We start from the raw sequence: 13,074 nt of genomic DNA, 5'->3' as shown, positions 1-13,074 counted from the left end.
TTTGTTCATTTCCTTATCAGTTCGCGAAGCTGCGTCCATTTGCGACCAAACCTTATCAGTCGGCGAATGGAAGGCTTTCGCGTCGCAGACGCTTCAATATCGCCCTCGTGAGATTTCTCATGTCGCCATGTCCTCTTGAAGCTTATTTCCCACTTTAACAAACTGCCGCAAGCTCACAACGGCCTCGGCGGCAACTACGCGATGAAAGCCTTTGGTCCGTTCGGGACTAGGGGTGTCCTTGTCAACCTCGCTGATTTAACTCGATTTTTCATGCGCCTCTGAATAATAGCTACGGTGTTTGCAACGGTCGCCTCAGCAATATCTCAACCGTAGTTTTCCGCCGCTGAGCGTGGCTTGCGACCTGCCCCAAGCCTTCCTTCAAAACGGCCAGGGAGCGGATCTATTTGTTGATCGGGCATTTTGCCGGTCAAGCTGAACGCGCGCAGGACGACCTCAGCACATGGCTTTTAGTCACGGGATCCTGGGTTCGAGCCCCAGCGCGCTCACCAAGCTAATTCAATTACTTAAGCGCACTAACGAGTCTTTCTCCCTCTCCCTTAAAAACCCCGCGTGCACACACTATGCACACGGGAGAGCGGAATTGACCGCGCTCGTCGGCCTTATCGCCGGCATTTCCGTAGGGATCGCCATCTCGCGAGCTGTGGGCGCGGCGGGAGAAGGCCAAAGGCTTCATTCGGACCGCGCTGATGGCTGCGGCTCCCATCTTGGTGTGGGCGCCGATCCTGTGGCTGATGGAGGGTGATGGTGACGATCTTTCTCAAGCGGCCGCCGGGTTGAGATAGTTTCGGCGACGGGGACCGGCGCTCGATGACGCGCGAGCTCGTCGATGTCGTGCTGATCCCATGTGGCCGATCAGATTCCTGCGGCCAGTGCCCCGTCGAGCAGTAGCTTTTTCCTCAGAACCGCATCGCCCTCCGCGGAAAACACTTGCTCCGAGTGTCGTTCCACACCCACGACGCGCAGTATCTCGCGCGCTCCGAGTCGTCAGCAAGGATAAATGCCTCTACGCGCGCCGCTCAGCCATTCGAAGCTGGTCGCTCGTCAAGAACCGACGGTATTCGCTTCGTCAGATAAGCAAGATTGCTCACGCGCCGTTTGATCGTTTCGATTAGTCCGGCCATGGTCCCATATCGCTGCAGACCGAAACTCTCACGGTTCCTCTCGCTAAATCTCAGGTCGCGCCCAACCAGCCGAGACGCAGGCATTATGAGATAATCCATGATCTCTCGATTGCCGTCGCTCAGCCTGATCACGGCAACGAGGCCCGACGGAAGATGCCGACCACGCACTATCACCCAGCTAGGATGTGTCGCCCCGCGCGCATTGCGGCTGCGTGCCACGCGGAACGATATCGCGATTACGTGCACCCTCAGGATCTGACGAACCTGATCAACTCTGACATCTCGTCCGGATTCTGCGAGCGCGGACCCCACCTTCAGGACCGTAGTCTTGATCATATCGCAGCGGACTGGACGCGACTTAATGTGCTCGTAGTTTCGCTTCGGAGTATAGCCAATCAACCGATAGGCGTTGCTCAGGCTGCCAAAGCGCGCCAAGTATGCTGTTGTGCCCGGGATACCTTCTGTCTCGTTGATGACGTCCCTGCTCAGCCTCCCTCTACGATGTAGCAGGACCCTCAGCCGCTTCAGCATTTCCTCGTCCGACACCCCCCGGGTGTGTTGGCGATCCATGAGCATCTGCTGTGCTTTCGCGAAAATCTCCTTATCAACTATAGGTTCAAAAACGCCCTCCTTCTTGATCCAATCTGCCGGAGCATTTTCTTTTCGGGCCGTTCGCAGCTTGGCGCTATGCCGGTTGTAACGATTGGTCCCGATGTAATTATCGTTCTGCAACAGATAGTGGATTTTTCCGCAGGTCCACGGCCGACCGCGATTAAAGACACCGCAAAGATTGAGCTCTCGCGCAATCTTGGTCTCGGTGCGATGCCCGTTCACGAAACGATCGAATATAAGCCTTACCGTTTCGATTTCATGCTGCGGTCCTGGGCGTAGGATGATGCGATCGGTCTGAAGTGATTTCCATTGTCCGGCCTCCAGCACCCCTTTTGATCTGCCACTTCCATCAAACAGTTCTCGACGTAGCCCGAAGCAAGGGTGACCGCCTTGCCGAAAGCCAAGCCTCGACAAATGGCACGCGCCGGCGTGCACCTTGACCGATAGCTCTCGACTGTATTCGGCAGCCATCACTCGTTTGATGTTCTTCACAATGCTTGAAATCACAGTTCCATCGTTCTCGAATTGCTCCGCGCAATAAGAAACTGTGACGCCCGCCTCCCGGCAGACAAATTCGTAGTGGGCACTTTCATCGGTGTCTTGAAACCGCCCCCATCGACTGACGTCGTAGATGAGGATGTGATCGAAATTAGCTCGGCGTTGGCAGACGTCGGCGATCAAACCGATCAGACCCGGCCTGTTTTTTATCGCAAGACCACTCTCACCATCGTCCCGATACGTTCGAACAATTTCGAGCCCGCGCGCTTGTGCGTAGGCGGCGATGACAGCAGCTTGATTCTCGATGGAGTACTGCTGGTGGTCCGTCGACATGCGGACGTATTGCGCAGCGCGGAGTGTCCGCTGCGCTTTTGGCAAAGAGATTTTGTGCGGAACGAGCGCATTGACCATCGAATCGGCCTCAAACGCATCGCGCGTTTTAGGCAATTTACGACAACCAGCCAGAGCCGCGAAACTCACGTCTTCAAGATGGACTGCTCCACGGCCATCCATACTTTGCCACCCAGGTCAGAATGGCTGTCGCAAAAGCCACGATCAGCCCACCCCAATGGGATGCATGGCGAGCCGCGCTGATCGAACGCAGATACAGAAACGCACCAAGCAGCCTCCCGTAATTTCTTCGGAAGTCTCCGTTGAGCTTCGCAATTTTGGATAGCTCAGATGACGCTTGGATTTCTTCCGCCATTGAGCCCGCTCCTCATTCGATCAGGAGCACCCTATGAACCACTGTTCTGCCCGACGGAGCAAGCGAACATTTCGGCATATCGGAATATTTTCTCGTGCCGCTATAAACAGGTCCGATAGGCGGGCGGGCACGGAATCGGTGCTGGCCGAAGAACAGGCGCATCCGAGCGAGGAATCGGAGCGGGACCAGCCGCCGCTCTGCCTGCATCTCTAATCGCGTCGTCTCGACGTTCTCCTTGGATCAGGGAAGTCTTGTACTCGGCAAATCGACGCATCGCTTCGGCCTCGGTCATTTCTTTGTTTTTGACCGACAAGACCAACGAGTCTGTAAATTGGACGTACGCGTTCCCCATAGACGAACAATCATTACTGGGGATGCAATCGGCATTGCGGGCCTGCTTGCCGCATTCCGCCATAGCTAGAAAGGACGAAGTTTGAGCGCTGCACTTATCGTAGTAACTCCACACCATCGGACCGCCCAGCGACAGGCAACCGGCCAGCGCGAACGGTAGTGCACAAAATGCGATGGCGAGCAGGAAAAATTGCTGACGAAACATCCACTCCACCCAATGACTGCCCGTTTTCTTTATCAACTACAGAATGTACGACGACAAGAAAAGTTTTTCGTCGCGTCAGGCACTCGTGGCGGGGATAACGCCATCTCGCACCGGCGAAGGCCGGCGGCTCTAGTTCTCCACACCCACGACGCACAGTGGCTCGCGCGTCCCCCCGAGCCACCAGCAATCGACAATTTGACTCACATTCGGCGAGATGCGCGAGATGGGCCTGCGCGGCGTCCTGGTCTATTGCGCGCATCGTTGCGGCCACCACATTGCTCTGGACGCTGATCGCTGGCCGGACGATATCCGGCTATCCGACATCGAGCCGCGCTTCATCTGTCAGGCTTGTGGCCGCCGCGGCGCCGAGGTCAGGCCCCTTCCATGGGGGTAAGCCGCCAACAGCCGCGATGGGCTATCGATAGCGGGCAAAGACGGCCCCGGCCTGGGTTCTGGGTGTGGGTGGCCGGGCCCGTTTGGGGTGCTTGGACCTTTGGGGAGGATCAGGCAGCTCCGACCTTGCTCACAGCTCAAAGCGCCGGTCTGTACGTTTCCCCAACGTTGGCAGTATTGTTCCGGATAGGAATAGCGTCCGGGCCGATGACGAGGAGCCCTGCCCGACAATGACCGTAGGCTGGGGGCGGCCTTTCGACGAGCCGATTGACATTGCCGGCCCGAAGCTGGCCACGCTGCTTGATGCCGGCGAGTATATCGCCGCCCTGCCGAAGAAGGAGCACAACGCGCCGGAGTGGCAAGCCGCCATGGAAGCGCTGCTCCTGGTAGCGGAAGGCGGCGGCCCGACGATGTTTGCCCGTATCGGCATCTTGCGGGCATTGAACCGCCACTACGTGCCGGAGTTCACCCCAAGGGGAAAGGAGCCGCATTGGGGCCGGCGCAAGCTCAAGAGGGATCAATGACCGTTTTCGTGTACGTGAACACCGCCAAGCAGGTCGGCGACGTCGACCACATCAAGGTCTTCTCCACGGTCGACGCCGCGGAAAAGTGGTTTGAGGAAAACGACCCTGAGGGGGTCGCCTTCGAGTACGACGTGATTGAAGATTAGGCGCGCCATCGTGAACCAAGCCCAAATTGACTCGCGCTTTAGGTCAATGAGGCGCATACTTATGGCATCACCGTTTCCGTATTCTGGCATTTGCCGGTGACCGAGAGTTTTGCGCTCCCGCCCATGCGTAGGGAGGCATCATGGCCCAACCTCAACGCCCGTCGCCTGCCATTCCACCGAACACATTCCAGCGCCCCGTCTGTCCAAGGTGCAACGCCTCGATGACGCTCGTCAGCATCGAGGCAGAGCGCTCAGGCGTGGACTTGCACAGGTTTCAGTGCGCTCTCTGCAATGACGTACTTACGATCCGTGCCGCCTACGAAGATCCGATGCATTCCAAGTCCCTTGGCCGCTGGCTTCAAGGCGATTTGCACCCGCCGAGGTAATCCCGCTGTGAGAAGAAGCCCGCCAGCGTGAACCGTCGACCCGCTTGTCGCTGGCCCAACCGTGCTTATGGCGGTCGGATATGCTCCGGCGTCACGTCAGACTTTCGTAAGCAATTGAGTCCACGGTCTCGTGTGGGACGGGGGCCTCGGGGACATCCGCGGCCTTGTGCTTGGGTCGAAGGCCCGCCAATTAAGCCAGCCCCGGCGGGCCTTCCCTCACCAAAATATTGGAACCGTATGCACGTTGAATTGCACGTTAAGCAGTTCGTGAAATGTGAACTAAATTATATTGAAATCCAGCGATGTCCCGATACGATCTCTTTGCCGGGGCTGGCTTGCATATTTCACTTAGATCTTTTTCACCCGGTTATTTTTGACCAATGCGCGGGCCGCAGCTGCCCCCAGCTGCGGCCTTCGTATTTATCGAATTACGTTTTAGGGGTCGAATTCAATGCCCAACGAACATTGCCTGATCGTCCATGCAGCAGGAAGACAACTGGACCTGCTCCGGGGAGAAGCTTCGCGCATCGCAAAAGGAAAGCAGATCAACTGGTGGACTGATCGCGCCGAAGTCGGCACACGCTTCTGTTTTGAAGATGTCGGGGCGAAAGAGGCTTTTGCGCTTACATGCGACAACTTTGGCGTTCGTTGCCGAGACGGCTAGCAAAGCAGAAACTCGCTCGGCGTTGCGAAGCGGGTAAGGTTGGCCGCAGGTTCTGCTTTAGGATCGGACCTCCACACCATGCGGATGACTAGTGAAAGACGCCGCCGACGAGGCGGCCTTATCCATTTGCGGTGCGATTATTGTCGTTGGCGAAAAAGGGACGACAGGCAAGAGCCGCATTGCTCTCTGCCTTTTCGGCCTTCTCGTACTGCTCCGGTGCTTGGACATGGAGGGTTATCGCCATCGCCGGATCGGGCTCTACAAGAGCCAGCCGGGCGGCGGCCTCTGCCTGCCTGAGATGATACTCGACATCTGACACCGGCGCCTCCCGGTGTGTCCCTTAACAACGCGTAACGCGCCGGGCCGAATGAACGTTCCGACCTTCATGTCTTAAAATGATCGCTCCTCACTGGCTCAGCCGGGCTGTGGCGATCAAAGCTGCTCCAGTCCCCCCTCGATCACTCGGAGGTCCTCAAGGATAGAATCTCGAGACCGAGCCGCGTTGATGCCCGATGTGGACTGTAACGGTTTGAGCAACTGGCACCGGAGCTCGCGCATATTCTTCAGGGCTTGCCGGTTCTTCGAACGCACACAAGCGGAAACGATCGATTCAATGCCTGCTGGCATTGGGTAGCTCCCAATATCCAATTCTAAAATGGGTCAGCATCGTAGCCGTCCGGGAAAATCTGGTATGCACACTTTGGTGCTTAGGGTTAAAGCGCCTGCCAGCCAGCCCCGGTAGCGCTCTCCCTAAGCACGCTGACGTGCATTAAATTACTCGGGCCGCAGCGAGCTCAGTCGCTGCGGCCTTCGCATTTGTTGATCCGTGGACCAAAGAAATTGCCGCCGACCTCGTGAGCCGGCGGCGGGAGTTAGCAGAGATATAGACCGGCGGGCACCGGTCGCTTGAGGTTGATGTAGCATGAGTCCCGCCAGCGTGAACCAGCGGGCACTCTTCAGAAGGCAACTTGTGAGCACCGTCTGCGTTAAGACATCCGGAGGGGTGTGCCGCGGAGACCTGTTGATGTCAGCCATTCCTCTGGAAATCGAGCGAAGGTTTGAACAGCGTTGGGCCGCGAGATTTCTCCTTCCGAACAAATCGAGCGGACAACATAGCCAGCGCCCCAAACGGACCCAGGTTACCGGGCCCGCAAGAGCCAAAAGAAAAGCGCGCCGTGATCGAGCAACGGGCTCGAAGCCTACTCCGGTGGCGTGAGCGCGGGGCCTCACTTCAGATCGATCGTATCAACCCTGCGGCATGGCAAGCACCTGTAGGCATGCACTGCTGGTAGCTTTGCAATCTCCGGCAGTGTCGCAAGATAATCCATAGGACGCCTGCATTCGTAGCAAATGAGGATGGGCGGATTTTTCTTCTTCCGGTGGCTCGTCATCCCAACGCTCACTCAGAGCGTGGCAGTATAAGTTCAAGCTGCGCTGGACACACCTCCGGCGAAATACCGAAGCCTATCGAAATTCGGCAGCTTGAGACTAAGCATTGACGAGATGTAGAGCACGCGCGCGAACAACCAAGACGTAGTGTGCTCAAGTGGACATCTGAAGATTTTGCAGCAGCCTACCTTCGCCCGGCGTCGGTTGGTTTCGCCTCCGATCCGAAGCGCTAGGCGGCCTCAGCTCATCACCCTGCCGAAGCTGAGGTCGCTTACTCCTTCTGAAATAAGAACTTGGGATTCCGAACGAGAGTTGGTGCGTGCTTGCTCGCCGCCGAGCGGCCCGGGTCTCTAGCTCCCCTCCCAACTGGGCCGTCGGCTGTGCGTCACCGGCGAAGCTGTTCTGAGGTCGTTTGTCGTCATCCCGGCCGGCCGCAAGGATCGATCGCCAGCACGCTGGTCCGCCCGCGCAGTATCACGAAGGCAATCGTCGGACCCGGCACCGAACGCGAGCTGCTCTCGGTCGAGACCTTGCGCGTCGACGACCGGCCGGACGGTGTGAAACGGACTGGTCGTCACGGACCGGGAACGTGGGCGTCCGGTTGGTCATCCCTGACCACGTCGTGGGGCCTCCCGTGTTGCGTACGCTTTCCTTGTGTACATGCTGTCGCCACTACCCCGGCGCAGCGACTGGAGGTACTGCTTCGCTCACTTCCTCCAGCCGTGTCAGCCTTCCCCGAAAGGGTCGTCGGGTCGGCCTGCGCATCGTCCTTTTCGAGGCTTGCTCGGCGTTCACTCGCGTTACGGCCGCGCTGTCACCAATGCGTGACACGCTAATCGAAGGCTTCAACCACTTCGTTACCTCCATGACTGCTCCGATTGCTTCCGGCTGGAGCGTTTGCCGGATGGGGCTTGCACCCACTGGAAAGCGCCGCCTTGTCACGGCGCACACCCGTAGCAGACGTCGCGTCGGCTTAGGTTCGATGACGTCTTCTGACCCAACCGAACATGCGACGCTTCGTGTCCTGCGCGCTTGCTGGACGGAACTGCACAGATGGCGACCCTGAACGTGACTGTTCACCTGAGGCAGACCGGAAGTAGCGGGTCACGGTTTTACGTAGGTCCAACCCGTCTCCTGCAGTTCCATGACGCGCACCACGCCTGATTTTACAACCTGGGCCTGAGAAACAATCGGTATGTCCTTGTGCTCGGCTTGTTGCATTTTTTCTTGGGTGTTGCCGCATGCCTTGAATGATACCTCCGGCGTGCTCAGCGCCATCTGCTCTATTCGAGCTTTCACGGGCGACGTGTCATCGCGAAGCATATGCAGCCCAGGCCCGAACGTGATCACCTCGATCTTCACTTTCTCCCTGAGTTCCCTATAGTGTTGCGTGACGTTCGTTGCGTTGTTTAACGTGAGATTCATCGCGGCAGGATCATTCGTGTCGACCTGCAGGATCAAACGGTGCGTTTTAGAAACGGGGACGGTCCGGGCCATCGCAGCGAGAAAGGATCGCTTGTGGGCCTGTTTCACAGCGAGCCGATCCGTCGAGTTTTTCACTAGCCATGGCCCATGCGGAGCTCGGTTCGACTTGATCGATCCGGAGTATGGAGCTGGGGTGGTTATCAGCGCTGGGTACGGGGCCAGGGTCGTTGTTGCTGGTTTGGAATATTGGGTCGGATTTTCCATTGACGGTCTGGGCTGTGAGCCGTCGCTCGTCTTCGGCACCCAGTATCGCCCGCCTTGCTCCGCTGCCGCGATCGGAGCGGTAAAAAGGACCGCCAAGGCTCCCATAGTCGCTGCCTTCACAATGTGCTGAAAGATGCTCATCGTATTTCTCCATCGCGAAATTTGCTGAAAACCATCAAATGGCCTGGCGCTTTGCGACGGCATAGTGCCCGGCATTCCGAGACATCTCGCGCGCACCAGATCGCGAACTCTTGCTCTTGCGCATACTGTTCCACAGATCAGGAACTTCTATGTCGCGGCTCCAAAGTCACCGCCAGTGCTACGCGTTCGGCTACACGCGATCCTATGCCTCTTAGGGAGAACTCCTTATCTATTTCGGGGTAGTATGCGAACCCTCAGGCCAGACTCTCAAGAGACATGCTCTGCCGTACGGCGCTTTCCCAGCAGAGACAAAACAACTTCGGCGACAGTTTGGGCCATGCTGAACGCGCCCGTACCTGCTGAAGAGCGCGGTCGCCAAGTTCGGCTTCTGGCCATGGCTTCACTTAGTGCGATCCAGCGGCACGTCCGGAGTTTGGGGTAGACTGGACGTGGCTGGTAGAGAGGCAAACCGACGCGATTGACCCTTAGCGGAAGGAGCGAGCCGATGATTTGCTCGCGGTCGCGCGCAGTGATCGCCTCCCGGCATCACCCCCGGGGCTATGTCGAAGATGTTGACTGCCTGTGAAGTAGTTTACTTCCCTGTGCTCTTGGCCCGGATTAATGTGGCGATGGCTTCTTACTTTGAAGGAGGCATCCAATGCTCGCGGCAATCAAATGGAGCTCCCGATATAGAGCTCGCGAATGGGTGATGATAGCTGGGGCGCTTGTTGTCCAACTCCGCGCCCATGCAAACCGACAGAACGGCGAAAGTAAGCAAAGGCAGCCACTCTGGAAACACTTCGACGACACCCATCATTGGGACGAAACCGCGGAGGAATGGGTCCCCAACCATGATCGGTGATCGTGCAACGCATTGTGCGTCGCACAGGCCGTGGAATGCCGTCGCGATCGACGCAAATGCCCCTGAATGGACGTGGTCGATATAAACTGGGCGCGGTGCGGTCTCAGGTGTTGGCTTTGGTTTGCTCGGAAGCCGTATCACGGACTGACGCGGACGCCCCTAGCTTCTGCCCTACTGGGCTTGATCGTAAGCCTGCAGGATCCGGACAAAATCAGCCATGCTGGATCGATCTCGGTTTTCAGCCATAACCGCAATCTGGGTATTGGACGCAGGTTGGCTTCCCTGCCCAGAACCGTATCAGGAGATGGGCGATGTTTCGCATGGCATACCCTCTTCATCAACCACGCGGCAAGCATTTGAGCGGCCAACTGCCGCTCGATCGGGAAAAGAGTCGGCGGGCGCCACCCCGCCGGCCGTGTCCCGCAACTGCCGGCTCGCAGGGCCGGTTCCGTTGCTTCCGCTCTGGATGGATCGGTACGCCAAGCCCTTGGTCGGTGCCATCGCCGCCGGTATGAAGTGACGACACTAAGCTAGACGAAAGCTAGTGAGTCGGGTCCAGTCGCCCAAGTGCCGGTTGAATCGTTGGTAGGTTGGCGACTCGTTGATGGCCCTGAGCCGAACTGCGGTCCGGCAGCGAGCACGTCGGCTGTCGGAGTTGGAGCGGACACGCCCGACGCCAGCCGGGAGCGCCGCTTATGACCAGCCGGAGGGGACGTTCGGCGCATCAGCCCGACACTTGGTACCTGTGTCGCGACGAATGCTCCGCGCACTCGCGCCGCACCGCGCCGGATGTCGACAGATGAGCGCGACGGACATGAAACGAGCCGACTGCGCTATGAGCACGGACGAAAACAGATGCTCAGGCTGGTGCCGGCACTTCTTCAGGGGCTTTGCGAGTTGCGTTATCGAACAACCAGCCCAACGCCTCTGCGGGATTTAACCAGCGCACCTCGTCGATCCGTTCGGCGAGCGTCAGCGCATATGCAGTAACGACTTCTACATCGCCAGGATCGGCCGCAGCCTTTTCCAAAGCCGCTATGCACCGGTTGAGAGCCGCCAGTTCCAGCTGAAGTTCCTCGATTGTTGAGTGGTGATGTCCGGCCCCCACGACTTTCCATGTTCTTCGTGCTCGCATCTTTTTCTCCCCATATGCGGTCACACATTCGTGCGTACTGTTTATGGCGGCAACACGAAAGCCGGGAGACCGAATTAGGGAGCTTCGCAGGCCGGGCGCCCAAAAGTGAGGCATTGATCGATGCCGTCGTTCTGAGCCCTTGAACCCGGGATGCAAACGTTTCACGTAGAATCGATCCGCGCCAACAGCGGGCTTGCCCGTTCGGCTGTTTGCCCAAGCGACGATATTCAGCCCAAGTCTCGTCGGTTGTTAGCGGTAAACCGAGCATCGTTGGCGACCGCTTGTGACCCGGAGCGGAAAAATTATGCCATTACGTCGATGCGGTATCCCTGAGGGAGTGAATGAATATTGACAAGCTGATCCGCTTGCGGCGCCGCGCTCCACCTGCTTAAGTTGCAGGAACTGGAGTAGGCGATTTATGAAACGTCAGTTATCCACTTCAGCACTCATCGTTTTGGTGCTGATCTTCACCAGCAATCACGCAGCCGCAGTCAACACTGACAAGAAGATCAACGGCGGCAAAGGCTGCTTCATGGGTGATTGCAGCAAACGTCAAGAGCGGGCTGCTGTAAGTTGCTCTCACCGCGCTGATTCATGTCGGATGAAGAACAGCGCCCATCCTAGCATGGCTTCACGATGTGAGGCCGCCCGCCTAGCATGTCTCAAAACTGGTACTTTTGTAACGTTATCCGGTGAAAGGATAACTGGCACCTTAAGGGAATAATCGAGACCACTTAAGGCGAGTATCTCGACGTCTACTTCCTGACCCGCTGTGCACATTCCTGTGAACACAGGTTTTCCCGTCTGCTCGTGGCCCATAGCGCCGATCGTCGGCGTTCGTGCTGGCGTCTGCTACTAGGAGTAAACAAAGACATCGCCAACGGCATGGCGTCATCGGCGCAAATGAGCCTCAGGCGAAGCCGTCCTCTCGGACAGGTCCGTTTTCCAAAAGCTGCCCCATCGGAATGGCCTGCCCGAGACGCAACGTCGTGCAAATTTGCCCGGATAAACGCAGGGGCGGACGAACCATCGCGTTGACGGCGTGATCTACTATCACTGCTGTCGAACAGCACGCCAGGCAGCGCTAACATGCAGACTACGTCGCTCGGCATTTTGATGACGGACTGCGTCGCAATCAGGAGTAATTCGTCGGCCTCAGTCGCAATCCGTTAGCCTTGTCTCAAAGGAGACTGGACGCTGTACGCGAGTGTTCACCTGAAACACGGAGGTTGAGAATGAAGACGATCTTGGTACCGATCCAAAACATTGCGATCATGGCATCCGTGCTCGAGGCCGCCGCACGTCTCGCGCAACGTACCGGCGCCTACCTCGAAGGCTTTCCGCTCCGGTTCGGCATCCCTCAATATTTGGTCGCAGAATTGGCCACCGGGTTTTCTTTAGATTCGTATTATACGGAGAGCGAGGAAGAATTAGCCGAAATGCACCGCTCGTTCGAGGCGTTCATGCTGAAGCACGATATTGCCAGAGCCACCGCAGGTTCGAGCGGACCATGCTTCGGCTGGTTGGAAACCGCGCCTGAGGGTGAAGACTTTGTCGGAAGTTATGGGCGCGCTTTCGACGTGATTGTAATGACGCGGTCCGACGTTGATGCTGTCGGCCCTCACCGGCGCGCCATTGAATCCGCACTGTTTGAGAGTGGCAGGCCCGTCCTGCTGGTGCCAGTAGAGGCGCCGAGAAGCATCGCGACGAACATTGTGATCCACTGGAACGGTAGTACCGAGCAGGCTCGGGCAAACGCATTTGCTATGCCGTTGCTTCGTCTGGCGGAACGGGTAACCGTGCTGACCGTGGTTGGCGGACAAGAGGTACCAGGCCCATCTGCCGATCAGATAGTCCGGCAATTGCTGTACAACGACATTGCCGCCAAGCTAATGAGCATTGAACTGGAAAACCGCGACACTGGTGAGGCGATCCTTGACGCGGCCAGAGCACAAGGCTGCGATCTGTTGATAAAAGGGGCCTTCACCCGCAACAGGCTGCGGCAAATGATATTCGGCGGTGCGACTAGCTATATCATGGAACACGCGGATTTGCCCGTCCTAATGGCTCATTAGAACTGCGCGTGCCCTCTGATGTAGTTCGGCGCGACTGGGCATGGAATTCGCGTTACCCCGGCAGCTTGCCCAAGGAAGAAGCGCGCCTTTCTCGGCGTCCTTGTCAGATTGCTGATAGGAGAATGCCTTAAGACATTAAATCGCTTGAGGAGCGGA

Annotated in this window: 9 protein-coding genes; 5 read left to right on the top strand and 4 right to left on the bottom strand. The window is 57.6% G+C overall.

Annotated elements, in window-relative coordinates; genetic code table 11:
• Window positions 1–1,037: 1,037 nt before the first annotated feature.
• Complete coding sequence (locus YUA_RS43480) at window positions 1,038–2,765, bottom strand: recombinase family protein (protein ID WP_245285105.1); 1,728 nt, start codon at window positions 2,763–2,765, stop codon at window positions 1,038–1,040.
• A 293-nt stretch (window positions 2,766–3,058) separates the two neighbouring features.
• On the bottom strand, window positions 3,059–3,514 hold the full coding sequence (locus tag YUA_RS49800; RefSeq protein WP_156947056.1) for a hypothetical protein: 456 nt from the start codon (window positions 3,512–3,514) through the stop codon (window positions 3,059–3,061).
• Between the two features lie 623 nt (window positions 3,515–4,137).
• Here YUA_RS49800 and YUA_RS0104885 point away from each other — a divergent pair.
• The 4 genes from YUA_RS0104885 (at window position 4,138) to YUA_RS0104870 (ending at window position 5,943) form a co-directional block, all read left to right on the top strand.
• Window positions 4,138–4,431: a hypothetical protein gene (locus tag YUA_RS0104885; RefSeq protein ID WP_027529664.1), complete on the top strand. Its 294-nt coding sequence runs from the start codon at window positions 4,138–4,140 to the stop codon at window positions 4,429–4,431.
• Window positions 4,428–4,577, top strand: a complete 150-nt coding sequence (locus tag YUA_RS50885) for a hypothetical protein (RefSeq protein WP_198029372.1) — start codon at window positions 4,428–4,430, stop codon at window positions 4,575–4,577. The genes YUA_RS0104885 and YUA_RS50885 overlap by 4 nt, the downstream gene beginning before the upstream one ends.
• 837 nt (window positions 4,578–5,414) lie before the next feature.
• Window positions 5,415–5,627 carry a hypothetical protein gene (locus YUA_RS47820; RefSeq protein WP_084292100.1) on the top strand — a complete coding sequence of 71 codons (213 nt, stop codon included), beginning with the start codon at window positions 5,415–5,417 and terminating at the stop codon, window positions 5,625–5,627.
• A gap of 91 nt (window positions 5,628–5,718) precedes the next feature.
• A complete protein-coding gene (locus YUA_RS0104870; RefSeq protein WP_027529663.1) occupies window positions 5,719–5,943 on the top strand; it encodes a hypothetical protein in 225 nt (74 codons plus the stop codon).
• 2,177 nt (window positions 5,944–8,120) lie between these two features.
• Here YUA_RS0104870 and YUA_RS52505 read toward each other — a convergent pair.
• Together YUA_RS52505 and YUA_RS49795 are read right to left on the bottom strand one after the other, a co-directional pair.
• Window positions 8,121–8,576, bottom strand: a complete 456-nt coding sequence (locus YUA_RS52505; protein ID WP_371259871.1) for a hypothetical protein — start codon at window positions 8,574–8,576, stop codon at window positions 8,121–8,123.
• Between the two features lie 1,991 nt (window positions 8,577–10,567).
• Complete coding sequence (locus tag YUA_RS49795; RefSeq protein WP_156947055.1) at window positions 10,568–10,843, bottom strand: hypothetical protein; 276 nt, start codon at window positions 10,841–10,843, stop codon at window positions 10,568–10,570.
• Window positions 10,844–12,078: 1,235 nt separating this feature from the next.
• On the opposite strand from YUA_RS49795, the gene YUA_RS0104855 reads away from it, so the two are divergent.
• Complete coding sequence (locus YUA_RS0104855; RefSeq protein ID WP_027529660.1) at window positions 12,079–12,918, top strand: universal stress protein; 840 nt, start codon at window positions 12,079–12,081, stop codon at window positions 12,916–12,918.
• Window positions 12,919–13,074: the final 156 nt, after the last annotated feature.

Source organism: Bradyrhizobium sp. WSM3983, assembly GCF_000473045.1.
Lineage (GTDB): Bacteria > Pseudomonadota > Alphaproteobacteria > Rhizobiales > Xanthobacteraceae > Bradyrhizobium.
Note: the sequence above shows the minus strand (reverse complement) of the source record. Positions and strands in the feature narration are given on the sequence as shown.